The organism is Bacillus sp. BB081, assembly GCF_008368895.1.
GTDB classification, from domain to species: Bacteria; Bacillota; Bacilli; order Bacillales; family Bacillaceae_G; genus Bacillus_A; species Bacillus_A wiedmannii.
This window is the reverse complement of record NZ_QOZX01000077.1, coordinates 18,168-34,718: the sequence shown is the minus strand read 5'-3', so window position 1 is coordinate 34,718 and position 16,551 is coordinate 18,168. Positions and strand designations below refer to the sequence as shown.

Below are 16,551 nucleotides of genomic sequence, written 5' to 3'. Positions count from 1 at the left end.
ATAGGGTTTATAAAATAAATTAATAGAACGATAGGAATGAACGTTCATTCCTAAAAATAGTTTCGGAATAATAGGAATGAATATTCATTCCTGAACTTACGTGAAACTTTCAAAACGGGAGATGATTAAAATGAGCAAGCTGAAAAATTGGAGAAGTGTATCTTTTCTATTATGGATATTTATTACTATTACAATGATCGTAACGATGCCTAATATGGATAAATTAGTGAAAGAAAAAGGGCACATTACGATTCCTAATACAGCACAAAGTAGTATTGCTGACAAAATGATAAAAGAAATGGATAAAGACGGGACTGAAAAGTATGACGTTATAGCTGTTTTTAATAGTGGAAGTAAAACGGCTTTAACAACTGAGAAAAAAGAGGAAATAACAAAAACAATCAACGCCCTGCAAAATGAAAAAGAGCAATTAGGAATAAAGGAAGTTGTTTCACATTTAGATAATAAAGATTTGGAGAAACAATTAGTTTCTAAAGATAATACGACCATTTTAACGCAAATATCAATAGATAAAAAGCATGGTGAAATATCAAAAGTTGCAAATAATCTTCATAAAAAAGTACAAACGAAAGGGGTAAAAACGTACTTAACAGGAAGTGACTTAATAGCGGGTGATTTTCTTAAATCCTCTCAAGAGGGAGTGAAAACGACTGAAGTTATTTCAATCATTTTCATTCTTATAGTATTAATCATTGTATTCCGTTCACCTGTTGTTCCGATTATTTCTCTTCTTACAGTTGGTGTATCGTACTTAGTTTCAATGGGGATTATTGCTCATCTTGTAGATCAATTTAATTTTCCATTTTCAAACTTTACGCAAGTCTTTGTAGTTGTCGTTCTGTTTGGAGTGGGAACAGACTATAACATTTTATTATTTACGAGATTTAAAGAAGAATTAAGTAAACAAGAAACCGCATTTTTAGCTACGAAAGAAACATTTAAATCGGCAGGTAAAACCGTATTGTATAGTGGGATAGCGGTGCTAATTGGTTTTGCATCACTTGCTTTAGCAAGTTTTAAATTATATCAATCTACTTCAGCGGTAGCAATTGGTGTTTTAGTATTACTACTCGTTTTAACCACTTTAAATCCGTTTTTCATGGTGCTTTTAGGAAAAGGAATGTTTTATCCAGTTAAAACATTTAAAGGTCATGAAGACAGTCGATTATGGGGATTCTTTGCGAAAAACTCAGTAGCAAGACCATTTGTAGCTTTAATTATTGTATGCGTGATATCGATTCCTTTCGTATTAAAATATTCCAGTACACTTAATTACAATGACTTATTTGAAGTAGACAATAAGTACGAATCAAAGATGGGGATTAACGTAATAGAAGATCATTTTCCGCCTGGTTTTTCTTCACCAAGTACGTTAGTGATTCAATCAAACAAAAAATTAGATGAAGGAACGTCTCTACAAACTTTAGATGAGTTAACTGATAAAATTTCGAAAGTCAAAGGTGTTTCAGAAGTATATGCACCGACACGTCCAACTGGAGATAAGATAAAAGAATTATATATAAATAAACAAGCGGGAGAACTAAATACAGGATTAGGAGATGCCAATGGTGGCATAAAAGAAATCAATGATGGTTTAACGGATGCTAAAAATAAAATGGATGGTAATGAGTCAGACGGCCTCGCGAATGTTCAAAAATTAATTGATGGAACGAACGAGGCGAAAAATGGTGTATCGGCTTTAGGAACAGCGTTGAATCAATTATCGAATGGAATAAACGATGGGGCACAAGGAGCACAGCAAATTGAGAGTGGGTTAACTTCAGTAAATGAAAATATAAATGTACTATCTAATGCAACGTCACAGCTTCATGCTGGCTATGCACAGTTAGAAAAAGGTTTAAGTTCTTACGATCAATACTTCGGAAGCATTTCTCAAGCGATTGATGGTGCGAAAAAAGGATACGAACAAATCGAAATGTTAATGACCAATTTCATTCAAACGAAACCAGAATTAGCAAATGATCCGAACATACTGCAAACGATAGGAATTGCTAAAGAGGCTCAAAAGCAATTAGGTGTGCTTTCCAATGAATTAAATCAATTAGCAACGCAGCATAAAGCGGCGATGGGCTCATTTAAAGAAGCAAATCAATCATTATTGAAAGTCGATAACGGCTTAAAAGAAATGAGAAATGGAGTTACTAAATTACAAAAAGGGGCAGCTGATCTTAAAAATGGATTAAATGAAGGTGCTTCCGGTTCAAAACAAATTGCGAACAAGTCATCAGAGTTACAAACTGGATTAACAAAAATAAATGATGGGCAAGGCCAGCTATTAACTGGGCTGAAAGATTTGCAAGAAAAGATGGGGCAATTACAATCAGGCTTATCTAAAAGTACTGAAGGGCTTGGGAAAGTAAGTAACGGCCTAAATGACGCACAGAAATATTTAGGCGAGCTAAATGAATCAAAAAGCTCAGAGAAGTTTTATATTCCAAAAGAAGTTTTAGAGGGAGAAGATTTCCAAAAAGCTTTGAATACGTACATGTCACATGATAGAAAGACTGCTAAAATGACAATCATTTTAGACGTAAATCCGTATTCAAAAGAAGCGATGCCAATTATTCAAGAAATCAATAAAACGATAGATGGTACTTTGAAGGGGACCGAATTAAATAATGTGAAAACAGCAATCGGAGGAACAACAGCTAGAAACGTTGATCTAAAAGAAGTAACCGGGCAAGATTTCTTACGTACGGCTACAATTATGTTAATTGGAATTGCGATCGTATTAATCGTGATTACACGTTCATTATTAAACACAATCTTTATTATTGGATCGCTAATATTAGCGTACTTTGCATCACTAGGTATAAGTGAACAAATTAGTACGCATGTATTACATGTAGATGCATTAAGCTGGAATGTTCCATTCTTTAGTTTCATAATGATTGTCGCTTTAGGAGTGGATTATAGTATTTTTGTAATGACGAGATACAATGAGTTAGAAGGGGACCCAGCGACGAAAATTGTAAATGCATCTCGTCACATAGGAGGAGTCGTATTATCAGCGGCACTTATTCTAGTTGGTACATTTGCTGCATTAATCCCTTCAGGTGTATTGACGCTTATACAAGTAGCATCCGTTGTGGGCGTTGCACTATTGCTATTAGCTATCATTGTGATGCCAATATTGTTACCTGCTTTAATAGGGTTAACGAGTAAAATGAAGGATTATACAAAGAAATTAAGCAAAAGAAAATAAAAGAATCCCCTTTTAAAAGTATGCCATTTACCACGAAGGAAGGGAAAAAGTAAACAGTAAAAATACCAGCACAACGATTGGGGATTACTGACAAAGTGTTTGATTTAAAAGATATAATTTACTTTAGATAGTTCACTCAAATAAGGGTGGACTATATTTTTTTAAAAGGTAAATGGAAAATTTATGTTAAAATAATTATAGACATTGTGAAAAAATGTTCTTAAACTAATGGTCAGGTTGCTTTAAGAATGATTTTTCAAAGGAAATGGTGAATATCATATTTTGAAGGGGTGATTGCAGTGGAGTAAGTGATTTTTTTAATCTTGGTTAAATACTTTGAAGGAAGGGATTTATAACTATGAATACAAAACTAATAATAGTAGAAGGATTACCTGGATTTGGAAAATCAACCACTGCAAAGCTAATAAATGAAATTCTAAGCCAAAATAAAAGTGAAGTTGAACTATTTTTAGAGGGGAATTTGAACCACCCAGCCGACTATGATGGTGTGTCTTGTTTTAATAAATTTGAATTCGATAGATTATTATATAACAGTGGAGATTTTAAAGAAGTGCTTCTTAAAAGAGTTCTAAAAAAAGGAAGCAATTATTTATTACCATACAGAAAGATAAAAAATGAGTTTGGTGACCAATTTTCGGACGAATTATTTCACGATATTTTCAAAAACGATATATATGAATTACCATTCGATAAAAATGTTGAATTAATTGCTGACAAATGGAATGACTTTGCTGAAATTGCTCTAGAAGACAATAAGGTTTATATCTTTGAATGTTGTTTCATACAAAATCCATTAACTATTGGGATGATTAAATATGGTGAACAAAAAGAAAAAATAATAAATTATGTAATGAAAGTTGCAAAAATCATAGAGAATTTAAATCCAATGTTATTGTATGTAGAACAAGATAATCTTGAATTTTCATTTAGGAAGGCATTAAAAGAAAGAACTCCAGAATGGTCCACAGGAATTGTCGACTATTACACTAACCAAGGCTATGGGAAAGAACATAACCATTCAGGTGTAGAAGGAGCAATAAAAGTTCTTGAAGCTAGAAGGAATTTAGAGTTAGAAATATTCGATATGTTAAAAATGAAAAAAGAAAAAATCAATAATACAAAATATGAAATTGACTCATATAGGTCAATGTTAAAAGATAAGTTAACAATACAAATGGTGAAATAGCTTTTTACTTTTTTCTCTTGTTTTGATTCAATAGGTGTTTTTGCATTGTTATTACTACTACATGCAGTTAAGGAAGCAATTGATAAACATAATGCTACAATTATAAATATTTTCTTCAAAATAAATCATCCTTAAAGTGTGAATGTAACTTTAATATAATTAAAAACAAATGTTTTATTCAATTTTGAAAAGGGATGAATAGCAATCAACCGTTGCTATTCATCCCTTTTCTACTATATAATAGCTATAGTCTACAATAATTGAGTCGTAATATGCGATTTTTTAAGACAATCGGTGAGAAAACGCTGAAATAAGCGGTATTAGTAGGAGGACACAAATGATTACAGTAAGTAACGTTAGTTTGCGTTTCGCGGATCGCAAATTGTTTGAAGATGTTAACATAAAATTCACGCCAGGTAACTGCTACGGTTTAATCGGAGCAAACGGTGCGGGTAAATCAACATTTCTAAAGATTTTATCTGGAGAAATCGAACAATCAACAGGTGATATACATATTACGCCAGGTGAGCGTCTAGCAGTATTAAAACAGAACCACTTTGAATATGAAGAGTTCCCAGTATTAGAAACAGTAATTATGGGTCACACGCAACTTTACAAAGTAATGCAAGAGAAAAATGCCATTTACATGAAAGAAGACTTTAGTGATGAAGATGGTATGCGTGCTGCTGAACTTGAAGGTGAGTTCGCTGAGCTTAACGGTTGGGAAGCAGAATCAGAAGCTGCAATCCTTCTTAAAGGTTTAGGTATTGGTGAAGATGTTCATGATAAGAAATTGTCAGAATTAACTGGGGCAGAGAAAGTAAAAGTATTACTTGCTCAAGCATTATTTGGTAAACCTGACATTCTATTACTAGATGAGCCTACCAACCACTTGGACTTAAAAGCGATTCAATGGTTAGAAAACTTCTTAATGAACTTTGAAAATACAGTAATCGTTGTATCCCATGACCGTCACTTCTTAAATAAAGTTTGTACGCACATGGCTGATCTTGATTTCGGTAAAATTCAACTTTATGTTGGTAACTATGACTTCTGGTATGAGTCAAGCCAATTAGCTTTAAAATTAACACAAGATGCTAATAAGAAAAAAGAAGAGAAAGTAAAAGAGTTACAAAACTTCATTGCACGCTTTAGCTCAAACGCATCTAAAGCGAAACAAGCAACTTCTCGTAAAAAATTATTAGATAAAATTACATTAGATGATATTCGACCATCATCACGTCGTTACCCATTTGTTGGCTTTACACCTGAGCGTGAAATAGGAAATGACTTATTAACTGTTGAAGGTCTTTCTAAAACAATTGATGGTGAAAAAGTGTTAGATAATGTGTACTTCACTTTAAATAAAGGTGATAAAGTTGCATTTATCGGTCGTAACGATATTGCGATGACAACATTATTTAAAATCCTTATGGGTGAAATGGAGCCAGATAGCGGTTCATTCAAATGGGGCGTTACAACATCTCAATCTTACTTCCCAAGAGATAACTCTAAATACTTTGAGAACAGTGACTCCAACTTAGTTGATTGGTTACGCCAATTCTCTCCACAAGATGAGTCAGAAAGCTTCTTACGTGGTTTCTTAGGCCGTATGTTATTCTCAGGTGAAGAAGTTAAGAAGAAAGTTTCTGTATTATCTGGAGGCGAAAAAGTTCGTTGTATGCTATCTAAAATGATGTTAAGCGGTGCGAACGTAATCACACTTGACGATCCAACGAACCACTTAGACCTTGAGTCTATCACTGCATTAAACAACGGTTTAATCGCATTTAAAGGTACAATGTTATTTACATCTCATGACCATCAGTTCGTACAAACAATTGCAAACCGCATTATCGAAGTAACGCCAAACGGTGTAATCGATAAAGAGGCTACTTACGATGAGTTCTTAGAAAATGAAGAACTTCAAAAACAAGTAGAAGCAATGTACAAAGGTCAATAATAAATGATGAAAAACCTCGCTCTCTTTATGAGAGCGAGGTTTTTTTATAATCTTTTATTTTATGAATTGTGAATAATTATACAGAAATAACTTTAGAGAAGAAAAGACCTTTTGATGTTATATATATATAGAAAGGACTGTATCAAGAATAAACTTGAAATATATGAAGGGATTTAATATACACCGAAAAAAACAAATACTATCTATTGTGAATTTCATTATATTACATTAATGTTCCAGAACTGGAGACATATTTATTTGCGAAGCAGTAAAGAAAGGTTTATAGTATGTGGAGTCATAGTTAGTGGATGAGACTTGGGAGAAAACAGAAAATGTTACAAATTTATTTTATTAAATAGAAACCAAGGTCAAAATGTCTAGAAAGAAATAGTTGAATAAATACTAGCTTCAAATTATAATTACTAATATTCTTCATTTAGTTAAATAAACAAAATCTATTTGAAGATAAAAAATTGAATAGAGACAGACTTATAAAAAAATAAGCCTTGGATGATCAAAAGAGGTGGAGAGATGAAACAATTACTATTAAAGAGTAAGCGAGTGTTAAGCAATCACTTTGGATTTTTCGTGTTTGCCATTATTTTATTCTGGTTAAAAACATACGCAGCATATGTGACAGAATTTAATTTAGGGATATCCAACACAATCCAAAAGTTTTTACTGTTTTTCAACCCGTTAAGCTCAGCAGTTTTATTTTTAGGGCTCGCATTATTCGCAAAGGGGAAACGTGCTTACATTTGGTTAATTGTTATTAATTTGTTAATGTCTATACTGTTATACGCAAACGTAGTATATTATCGCTTTTTCAGTGACTTTATTACGTTCCCGACATTAACACAAACGAATAACTTTGGAGATTTAGGTGGTAGTATTTTTGCATTGCTACACGCATATGATCCACTATATTTCTTAGATACAATCATTTTAATCGTTTTAGTTGCAACAAAATTTGCAAATCCAAAACCAATTCGTGTTGCGAAACATAAAGTATCACTAGTATTTGTAGCAGGTATTTTATTATTCAGCATTAACTTAGGTCTTGCAGAATCCGATCGTCCTGAATTATTAACAAGAACATTTGACCGCAATTACATTGTGAAATATTTAGGGGCATACAACTATACGATTTATGATGGCATTCAAAGTGCGAAAGCATCAACAGAACGAGCGTTAGCTGATGGAGATAATATGACAGAGGTTAGAAATTATCTTGCATCAACATATGCAAGTCCAAATCCTGAGTACTTCGGTAAAGGAAAAGGAATGAACGTAATTTATATTCATTTAGAATCATTCCAAAACTTTTTAATTGATTATAAATTAAATGGGCAAGAAGTTACACCGTTTTTAAACTCATTTACAAAAGATGCGAATACGTTATACTTTGATAACTTCTTCCATCAAACAGGACAAGGTAAAACATCTGATGCGGAGTTCATGTTAGAAAACTCAATGTTTGGATTACCGCAAGGATCTGTTTTTACAAATAAAGCTCATAACACGTATCAATCAGCACCAGCTATTTTAGGACAACAAGGATACACATCAGCTGTATTCCACGGTAACTATAAAACATTCTGGAACCGTGATGATATTTATAAATCATTTGGTTTCAATAAATTCTTTGATGCGTCATACTATGATATGAATGAAAAAGATGTAGTAAACTATGGATTAAAAGATAAACCGTTCTTTAATGAATCCATTCCGTTATTACAAACATTGAAACAACCGTTCTATACGAAGTTCATTACGTTATCGAACCATTTCCCTTATCCGATTGATAAAGCGGAAGCAACAATTGAACCAGCAACTACAGGTGATTCATCAGTAGATACGTATTTCCAAACGGCACGTTATTTAGATGAGTCTGTAAAAGGTTTCTTGGATTACTTGAAACAATCTGGTTTATACGATAACTCAATTATCGTTATGTACGGTGACCATTATGGTATTTCAGATAATCATGGCGCAGCAATGTCTCAAGTAATGGGTAAAGAAATGAACTCATTTGAAAATGCACAACTGCAACGTGTACCATTAATCATTCGTGTTCCAGGAATGAAGGGCGGCGTACAACATCAATACGGCGGAGAAATTGATGTTCTTCCAACGTTATTACACTTACTAGGTACAGATACGAAAAATTATGTCCAGTTCGGATCTGATTTATTATCACCAGAGCATAAACAAGTCGTCCCATTCCGTAACGGTAACTATGTAAGTCCTACAGTGACTGCGCTAAACGGCAAATACTATGATACAGCAACTGGTAACTCTGTTGAATTAACAGATGAAATAAAACAAAATGAACAAATGGTTCAAAAATCGCTAAAATACTCTGACCAAGTCGTAAATGGTGACTTATTACGATTCTACACACCGGAAGGTTTTACACCAGTAGATCGTTCGAAGTACAACTATAACCATCGTGATAAAAATAAAACGAAGGTAAAGACGACTGAAGACGGGGAAACGAAATAAATATTAAAGAGCGCTACTCATTTGAGTAGCGCTTTTGTTTGTACATATAACGTTGTCATTATATAGAATTATCTTTCGTTTTTTGTTTCATCTTTCCAAAGAATACTACACAAGCAATGATAATAATGATAAATGCCCATTTTATGAAAGGATTACTTTCGAAAAATCCAGCGAACCATTTCTCATCTACAATCATTTTCGCAGCAGTATAAGCTAAAACAGCTGCTCCAATCGTAATGATGACAGGGAATCTGTCCACCCATTTTAAAATTAAGGTACTGCCCCATACTACTACTGGAATAGATACTAATAGTCCAATGATTACTAAAGAAAAATTGCCATGCGCAGCTCCTGCAACAGCGAGAACATTATCAATTCCCATTAATGCATCAGCTATAATAATGGTTTTAATAGCAGACCAAAATCCTTCTTCTGCCTTAATATCATGATCTTTACCTTCAGCAATTAATTTGTAAGCGATCCATATAAGGAGTACACCACCAATTAGAAGTAGCCCTGGTATTTTTAATAACCAAACGACAACTAAAGTAGCGAGGGCTCTAATCGCGATTGCACCGATAGTTCCCCATATAATTACTTTCTTTTGTTGATCTTTCGGTAATCGCCTTGCTGCTAATCCAATTACGATGGCATTATCTCCAGCTAACACTAAATCAATTACAATGATGGCAAGTAAGGCAGACAAATATTCGGTTGAAAGAAAATCCATATACACATCACTCCTTAAGAGTAATATGTGCTAAAGTGTTGATAATATAAAAAATAGGATTGAATTTGTATACTCAATCCATAATTTCTTACTGTATTTTGATATATATGTTTTAATTCCGTATAAGTTGCTTTTGCAATTTTTTTTTGCTTGTCGTTTCTTTTTCTTAATTTTCGATTCATCTTTTTGATACGGTTTTCTTTTCTATTATCCCAGTTATCACTTCTGATTTCATTAATAGATTTATCTTTCTTAGCACGAAAACGTTTTACTTTTTTTACAAAGGAAAGGGGGATTTTGCCGATAACACCTTGTTTTTCCGATGAAGCCTCTTTACCTTTATACCAATCAAGATGAGATAATAAATAGTCGAAGTCGAATATTAATCTGTACTCTTCATTCATAAAGGTAAACCAGTCTTCTACTGTTCGTTTATTTGTTTGATGAAAATACATAGAGCTAGCAGTCATGGCACAACACCAGTAACTAATATCACTCCATAGTACCCATTCATTCGGCACATCAAGTGCTAAAAATTTGAATTGAATATACGAGAAGTAATACTCAAAAACGATAAAAAAGACTCAATAACCTACTAGAGGAAATCAAGTCTTTTTCATTACATACGATTATCATGCCAGAAGTTTAATGGGAAGTGTTCGTTCTCACTATAGGCTTCTAATTCATATCCTTTTTCTTTCAGTCCTTTTATAATTCCAGGTACTGCTTTTACGGATTGTGGATGAATGTCGTGCATAAGAATAACTTCTGTTGGTTTATTAGCACCATTTAGAACGTTTTCTACAATTTTAGCTGACGCAGCGTCAACAGGCATTTTGTTATATCTCCAGTCTAATGAATCAATTGTCCAATCCCAAACTTTTAAGCCATTCTCAACAACTTTGTTACGAAGAGCTTCATTTAATCCTGGCATTGAGCCGTAAGAAGGACGAGTTAATACGGGTGATTTACCTAGAACGCCAGCGATTAAGCCTTGATCTTCCTTCATTTCGTCTACGTAATGACCTTCAGTGTAAAGTTTCTTGTAGTTATGAGTCATACTGTGCATCCCAACGTAGTGGCCTTCAGTATCTTCACGTTTTACAAGATCAGGGAATGCTTTTACGTTTGAACCAATTAGGAAAAATGTTGCTTTTGCATTTTCTCTTTTTAACATATCTAAAAGCTCAGCTGTATATTTTCCAGGACCATCGTCAAATGTTAAGTAAGCGACTTTTCTAACTTGCCCATTATATTGCTTAGGAGCTTCTTTCGGTGCAAGAGAAGTTTGAATCTCACTTACAAGTTGGACTGATTTTGTTTCATCCTCTGAACTTGCTAGAGCTGTATGTACTGATCCAAAAGCTGCTTCATAAGTAAATAATACCCCAGCGCAAATCAACATAGCCCTTTTTACTAAAGTTGTCATTCGAATTCCATTGTGCATAATTTTCCTTCTCTCTATAAAAGTTCTACTCTACTATATTAGCAATTATAGGTAGGTAAATGCAAAAAAACTTTTTTACAAGTGCAAAAAAGTTTGTTCAAAAATATGCAAGATTTTGTATCAATTGCAGTCTTGAAAAAATAGGGTGATTTTAATGTTTATTATGAAAATTTTCAAGAATCAAATTCGGTTCTTCTAATAATGATGTAGGTGGTTTTTAGGGGAATCGGTATCAAAATGAAAGGGGACTAATCATACTTTTGTATCACTTCATTTTCGTTCCAATTATTGATTCGAATATTTTTATTTTCTATTAAAATGTTGGTATAGAAACAATTAAATTTTGGTCTGGGGAACATTTGATATTATCGGAAGAAATATTTATTACATCTCAATATTTATATAACTGCTTTTATATGAATTTAATACTAAAGTCCTACTATTTATAAACTAATAGGTCTTTCAACTTTGGCGGTTCTCACACTAATGAGGGATGTGAAAGGAAATATATGTAACCTATAATGATTAATATAAAGCTTTGGAAAATGAAAAGGAGGAGATTTGCATGAAGAGTTGGGTTCAATTTAGAATGGCAAGACCAACAGATAAATATGAAGAAGTTATAAGTTTTTATGAGACGGGGTTAGGGTTAAAGCGTATAGGAGAATTTCATAATCATGAAGGATATGATGGGGTTATGTTTGGATTACCGGATGCCGAGTATCATTTGGAGTTTACAACGCATGTTAATGGAAGTCCATGTCCGGCACCGACAAAAGATAATTTACTAGTTTTTTATATGCCTAATAAAGATGAAATTGAAAAAATAGTGAATCGATTAAGTAATATGGGCTATCATGAGGTAGAACCAGAAAATCCGTATTGGATAGAGAAAGGGACCACAATAGAGGATCCAGATGGTTGGAGAATTGTGCTTATGAATGCATTTGAATAAAGAAGCTCTTTTTGTATGAAATGGCACGTTTTTATAATGAAACTGGTATGAAAATAGGAACGTCTGCGGCAGCGAATTTATTAGCTACTAAACAAATTGAAAAAGAAAAAGGTGCGAATTTTAATGTAGTTACAGTTTTTCCGGACGCAGTGTCTATAGAAGAGTGGTCAGATGTAAAGAGCTTACAACAAATATAGAGAAAATCGAATAAATAAAAGTTCTTTCATATTCTATTTCTTATACTTTGGAAAATTGATGAAATGAAAACCTGTATATGTAAAATGTACAGGTTTTTCGTGGTTGTTTTAGTTATATATAGCAACTATAAAATTTCACATACCGTATTTAAAAAATACATATAGGAAAACTAAAAAGTAATGTAGAATATATCGTACATACATATATGAAGTCAACATAAAAGATAAAGAGGTGGGTATATGTTACTTGAGGAAGTAATGCAGCAACTAGAGGAATATGGAACAGAACAAAATCGTAAAACGTATAAAAATCACGGAGCGAAAGAGCCATTATTCGGAGTTAGTTTTGCCAATTTAAAATTGTTAAAAAAGAAGATAAAAAAAGATCACGATTTAGCAATTTCTTTATGGGAAACTAAAAATATGGATGCAATGACTTTAGCAACAATGATTTTAGAACCAAAGAAAGTTACGACAGAACAGCTAAACAAATGGGTACAGGAAGTTGATTATTATTGTTTAATGGACGTTTTGATGACGGCTATTTGTACGTCGCCAATCGCGATAGAAAGAATGGAAGAATGGACAAAGTCTGATGATGAATGGATTGGAAGAGCAGGATGGTCTCTATTAGCAAATATAGCGATTAAAAATAAAACGTTACATGATGAATTCTTCACTCCGTATCTAGAAGAGATTAAAGCAAATATACATAATGAAAAAAATAGAAAAAAAGAAGCGATGAATAGTGCTTTAATCGCGATAGGAATTCGTAATGAAGACTTAGAGAGAAAAGCGATTGAAATTGCACGTGAAATTGGGAAAGTACAAGTTGATCATGGGGCAACGTCATGCAAAACACCAGACGCAGAACCGTATATACAAAAGGCGAGAGAAAGAGCTGAAAAAAAGAAAGTGAAATAAGAAAAGGGGAACGGTTATGAAACCAACGGAAGCAGCACAAAGCATAATTACATCACAATTTCCGAATTGTGATGTAGCTTTACTGGGAGGAAGCGTTGCAAGAGGTGAAGCGACAAAAACATCTGATTTGGACATTGTTATAGTTGATCAAAGTTTAACGTCTTGTTATAGAGAATCTTTCTATAGTAATGGATGGCCTGTTGAAGTGTTTGTACATAATTTTGAAACGTGTAAAACCTTTTTTAAAATGGATTGTGACCGAGGGAGACCTTCGTTACCACAGTTAGTTTCAGAGGGCATTGTATTAAAAGGGCAAAATGAAATTGTTGAGAAATTAAAAAGAGAAGCAAATGATTTACTAAATAAAGGGCCAGCTAAATGGACTGAAGAAATGATGAAGCAGAAACGGTATTTTATTACGGATACTTTGGACGATTTTATTGGTGCATCAAAAAGAGAAGAAGAATTGTTTATCGCGAATTTATTAGCTGATTTATTACATGAATATGTATTAAGAGTAAATGGTAAATGGCTTGGAAATTCAAAATGGTTTATAAGGGTACTTAGAAGATATGATGAACAATATGCAGACCAATTTGTAGCAGCGTTCGATCATTTTTATACAACGGGAGAGAAAAGAAAATTAATTACTTTTGTAGAAAAAACGCTAGAACAGTACGGAGGAAGAATGTTTGAAGGGTTTTCTATAGGAAAATAAAAAGGGGATAACGCAATGAATGTACCATATGTTCAATTAAGAGAACTGACACTAGATGATGTAGAAGATCGATATCAATGGTCATTAGATACAAAAGTAACAAAACATTTAGTTGTACCAGATCAATATCCACCGTTCACTCGTGAAGAAACGCGAAAATGGATTGAAGCATGTATAAATCGAAAAAATGGTTATGAACAAAGAGCTATCACTGCAGAGACTGGCATACATATTGGGTGGGTAGATCTTAAAAACTTTGATAAAACAAATAAAAATGCAGAACTAGGAATCGCGATTGGTAATAAAGAATATTGGGGAAAAGGGTATGGAATAGCCGCCCTATATAGCATGTTACATATAGCATTCTTTGAATTTGAATTAGAAAAAGTATGGCTACGTGTAGATGAAGATAATTTACAAGCTAGAAAGAGTTATGAAAAGGCTGGTTTTGTTTATGAAGGATTAATGAGAAATGATCGATTACGTCTAGGGGAGTTCATTCATCGTTGTCGTTATAGTATGTTAAGAGAAGAATATGAATCTGTAAATAGTAGTTTATAAAAATATTATGTAAACTTAAAGGGGCTGGAGAAATATGATTCGATTACTTGCGAAAGAAGATGCAGAAAAATATTGGGATTTACGTTTACAAGCATTACAAGTAAATCCAGAGGCATTTGTAACAACTTATGAAGAGGCGATTCGCCAGGAAAATCCTATTAAGCGAGTGGAAAGTAATTTAACAGCTACTACTAGTTGTACATTCGGTGCTTTTAATGAGGATCATCAATTAGTTGGAGTTGTCACTTTACTAACAGAAGAGAAAGAGGCGTATAAACATAAAGGTCATATCGTTGCGATGTATGTAGATGCAAGTAATCGAAGAAGTGGCCTTGCACGTGAGTTAATACGTAAGGCAATTGAAAGAGCAAGAGAAATGAACTTAGAACAATTGAACTTAGGTGTTGTATCTACAAACGAACCAGCAAAAAAATTGTATGAATCAATGGGCTTTAAAACGTATGGGATTGAAAAGAGAGCTATAAAGATGAATGGTGTGTATAGTGATGATGAACATATGGTCTTGTTCTTTTAATAGAGGGAGTTTAGTATGAAAGATCTCCATTTAGAAAAAAATATGAACCCGCAAGTAGCGATTCTATATGCGACGGTTACTGATACATTTAAACGATTGCAAAAGTTAGTAGAAGGTACTGATGAGAAAGAACTGTCCTTTAAAGGGTCAGAAAATAATGAAAATAGTATAGGACAGCTACTTCAGCATTTAGCGGTGGTTGATTTACACTGGGTGTATCGTTTAAAAGGAGTGGAAGTTCCACAGACACTGAATAATATATATGGACCTATGTTAAATGAAGTAGGAGAACTGCCAAGTTTAAGAAAACAGACGTTGCAACAAGTAATGCAAGATTATGAAGCTGTGCAACATATGTTATATGAGGGATGTATGAAACTAACAGAAAAGGATTTAACACGAGAAGTTTTTTACGAAAAGGGAGAAAATGCGACTATAAGGTGGGGAATATGGCATATAGCCGATCATAATCGGTACCATCAAGCTCATATTAGTCAGTTAAGAAAATTATATAGAGCTAGAATACATGCGAGATAAAGATTTCGAATTTTAATTATATTTAATTTGTTGTATAGTATAAGAAGAAACTAAACAAGGAGTTTTATAATGAAAGCTATTGCAGTAGGGATATTGGCATCATTTTTCTTTGCCTTTACCTTTGTTTTAAACCGGGCGATGGACTTAGAAGGTGGAAGCTGGATTTGGAGTGCTTCATTACGGTACTACTTTATGGTTCCAATGCTTTTACTTATTGTCATGTATAGAGGGAACTTAAAGCAACTCCTTCAATATATGAAAAATAATCCGAAAGAATGGTTAGTGTGGAGTATCGTTGGATTTGGTCTTTTTTATGCACCACTTAGTTTTGCCGGAGCTTTTGGACCTGGTTGGCTTGTTGCATCAACATGGCAAATTACGATTGTCGCAGGAATTTTGTTAACACCGTTTTTTGCAGTAGATCCATTACATAAAAAACTTCCAATGAAGGAATTAGTTATGTCTGGGGTTATTTTAAGCGGTGTTGTACTCATGCAAGTAGAACATGCTTCTTCATTAGGAATTCGAGAAACCTTTTTATGTGTAGTTCCTGTACTTATTGCAGCGTTTGCGTATCCTCTTGGAAATCGAAAAATGATGCAAGTTTGTAAAGGAGAATTAGATGTATTCCAGCGAGTTCTCGGTATGACATTAGCAAGTTTACCGTTTTGGTTTTTACTATCTGGTTATGAAGTATCAACAGGCGGATTACCGTCAAGTAGCCAAGTTTTCCAATGTTTTATTGTAGCTGTTAGTTCAGGTTTAATCGCGACCGTACTATTCTTCTTTGCGACAGATCTTGTAAAAGATGATCCACAAAAACTAGCAACAGTAGAAGCAACTCAGTCTGGTGAAGTTTTATTTGCGCTAGTAGGAGAACTTATCTTGCTATCTGCGCCAATTCCGTCATCTTTATCTTGGATCGGAATGAGTCTTGTTATTGTCGGAATGATACTACATAGTTATGTAGCAGTCGTTGTGAAAAAAGAAGAAAAAATAACGGCGTAATGAGACTAGCTCTTTAT

13 protein-coding genes and 2 pseudogenes are annotated in these 16,551 nt (G+C 33.5%); 12 read left to right on the top strand and 3 right to left on the bottom strand.

Annotated features, from left to right (window positions below):
• Positions 1-130 precede the first annotated feature (130 nt).
• From DN394_RS24510 to ltaS, 4 genes are all read left to right on the top strand, one after another.
• Positions 131-3,247, top strand: a complete 3,117-nt coding sequence (locus DN394_RS24510; RefSeq protein WP_141545454.1) for an MMPL family transporter — start codon at positions 131-133, stop codon at positions 3,245-3,247.
• Between the two features lie 358 nt (positions 3,248-3,605).
• Entirely contained in the window at positions 3,606-4,454 is an 849-nt protein-coding gene (locus tag DN394_RS24505) for a P-loop NTPase family protein (protein ID WP_001093201.1), read from the top strand.
• Between the two features lie 337 nt (positions 4,455-4,791).
• On the top strand, positions 4,792-6,417 hold the full coding sequence (locus DN394_RS24500; RefSeq protein ID WP_000633870.1) for an ABC-F family ATP-binding cassette domain-containing protein: 1,626 nt from the start codon (positions 4,792-4,794) through the stop codon (positions 6,415-6,417).
• A gap of 531 nt (positions 6,418-6,948) precedes the next feature.
• Positions 6,949-8,922: a lipoteichoic acid synthase gene (gene ltaS / locus DN394_RS24495; protein ID WP_000811613.1), complete on the top strand. Its 1,974-nt coding sequence runs from the start codon at positions 6,949-6,951 to the stop codon at positions 8,920-8,922.
• 58 nt (positions 8,923-8,980) lie between these two features.
• Here the strand turns inward: ltaS and DN394_RS24490 are convergent, their stop codons facing one another.
• From DN394_RS24490 to DN394_RS24480, 3 genes and pseudogenes are all read right to left on the bottom strand, one after another.
• A complete protein-coding gene (locus DN394_RS24490) occupies positions 8,981-9,652 on the bottom strand; it encodes a TerC family protein (RefSeq protein ID WP_000346968.1) in 672 nt (223 codons plus the stop codon).
• A 112-nt stretch (positions 9,653-9,764) separates the two neighbouring features.
• Positions 9,765-10,185, bottom strand: a pseudogene (locus tag DN394_RS24485) (DUF3841 domain-containing protein); the annotation flags it as partial.
• 86 nt (positions 10,186-10,271) lie between these two features.
• A complete protein-coding gene (locus DN394_RS24480; RefSeq protein ID WP_097918350.1) occupies positions 10,272-11,099 on the bottom strand; it encodes a peptidoglycan-N-acetylglucosamine deacetylase in 828 nt (275 codons plus the stop codon).
• Positions 11,100-11,664: 565 nt separating this feature from the next.
• Here DN394_RS24480 and DN394_RS24475 point away from each other — a divergent pair.
• The 8 genes and pseudogenes from DN394_RS24475 to DN394_RS24440 all read left to right on the top strand — a co-directional run bounded on the left by DN394_RS24475 (position 11,665) and on the right by DN394_RS24440 (position 16,534).
• Positions 11,665-12,054 (top strand): VOC family protein, encoded by a 390-nt coding sequence (locus tag DN394_RS24475; RefSeq protein ID WP_149294337.1) that lies wholly within the window; start codon positions 11,665-11,667, stop codon positions 12,052-12,054.
• Between the two features lie 11 nt (positions 12,055-12,065).
• Positions 12,066-12,251: pseudogene (locus DN394_RS24470) on the top strand (cysteine synthase family protein); the annotation flags it as partial.
• A 240-nt stretch (positions 12,252-12,491) separates the two neighbouring features.
• Positions 12,492-13,175, top strand: a complete 684-nt coding sequence (locus DN394_RS24465) for a DNA alkylation repair protein (RefSeq protein WP_097994064.1) — start codon at positions 12,492-12,494, stop codon at positions 13,173-13,175.
• Positions 13,176-13,191: 16 nt separating this feature from the next.
• A complete protein-coding gene (locus tag DN394_RS24460) occupies positions 13,192-13,893 on the top strand; it encodes a nucleotidyltransferase domain-containing protein (RefSeq protein WP_098705474.1) in 702 nt (233 codons plus the stop codon).
• A gap of 15 nt (positions 13,894-13,908) precedes the next feature.
• Positions 13,909-14,454, top strand: coding sequence for a GNAT family N-acetyltransferase (locus DN394_RS24455; RefSeq protein WP_097918354.1), 546 nt, complete (start codon positions 13,909-13,911; stop codon positions 14,452-14,454).
• Between the two features lie 34 nt (positions 14,455-14,488).
• On the top strand, positions 14,489-14,989 hold the full coding sequence (locus tag DN394_RS24450; RefSeq protein WP_149294335.1) for a GNAT family N-acetyltransferase: 501 nt from the start codon (positions 14,489-14,491) through the stop codon (positions 14,987-14,989).
• 15 nt (positions 14,990-15,004) lie between these two features.
• Complete coding sequence (locus tag DN394_RS24445; protein WP_097918356.1) at positions 15,005-15,526, top strand: DinB family protein; 522 nt, start codon at positions 15,005-15,007, stop codon at positions 15,524-15,526.
• A 69-nt stretch (positions 15,527-15,595) separates the two neighbouring features.
• Positions 15,596-16,534 carry a DMT family transporter gene (locus DN394_RS24440; protein ID WP_097994070.1) on the top strand — a complete coding sequence of 313 codons (939 nt, stop codon included), beginning with the start codon at positions 15,596-15,598 and terminating at the stop codon, positions 16,532-16,534.
• Positions 16,535-16,551: the final 17 nt, after the last annotated feature.

Bases quoted from the DNA above. Each gene is read 5' to 3' on its own strand.
- DN394_RS24510 (WP_141545454.1), top strand. From the start codon at position 131: ATGAGCAAGCTGAAAAATTGGAGAAGTGTATCTTTTCTATTATGGATA.
- DN394_RS24480 (WP_097918350.1), bottom strand. From the start codon at position 11,099: ATGCACAATGGAATTCGAATGACAACTTTAGTAAAAAGGGCTATGTTG.
- DN394_RS24450 (WP_149294335.1), top strand. From the start codon at position 14,489: ATGATTCGATTACTTGCGAAAGAAGATGCAGAAAAATATTGGGATTTA.
- DN394_RS24440 (WP_097994070.1), top strand. From the start codon at position 15,596: ATGAAAGCTATTGCAGTAGGGATATTGGCATCATTTTTCTTTGCCTTT.
- DN394_RS24475 (WP_149294337.1), top strand. From the start codon at position 11,665: ATGAAGAGTTGGGTTCAATTTAGAATGGCAAGACCAACAGATAAATAT.
- ltaS (WP_000811613.1), top strand. From the start codon at position 6,949: ATGAAACAATTACTATTAAAGAGTAAGCGAGTGTTAAGCAATCACTTT.
- DN394_RS24465 (WP_097994064.1), top strand. From the start codon at position 12,492: ATGTTACTTGAGGAAGTAATGCAGCAACTAGAGGAATATGGAACAGAA.
- DN394_RS24455 (WP_097918354.1), top strand. From the start codon at position 13,909: ATGAATGTACCATATGTTCAATTAAGAGAACTGACACTAGATGATGTA.
- DN394_RS24460 (WP_098705474.1), top strand. From the start codon at position 13,192: ATGAAACCAACGGAAGCAGCACAAAGCATAATTACATCACAATTTCCG.
- DN394_RS24490 (WP_000346968.1), bottom strand. From the start codon at position 9,652: ATGGATTTTCTTTCAACCGAATATTTGTCTGCCTTACTTGCCATCATT.
- DN394_RS24505 (WP_001093201.1), top strand. From the start codon at position 3,606: ATGAATACAAAACTAATAATAGTAGAAGGATTACCTGGATTTGGAAAA.
- DN394_RS24445 (WP_097918356.1), top strand. From the start codon at position 15,005: ATGAAAGATCTCCATTTAGAAAAAAATATGAACCCGCAAGTAGCGATT.
- DN394_RS24500 (WP_000633870.1), top strand. From the start codon at position 4,792: ATGATTACAGTAAGTAACGTTAGTTTGCGTTTCGCGGATCGCAAATTG.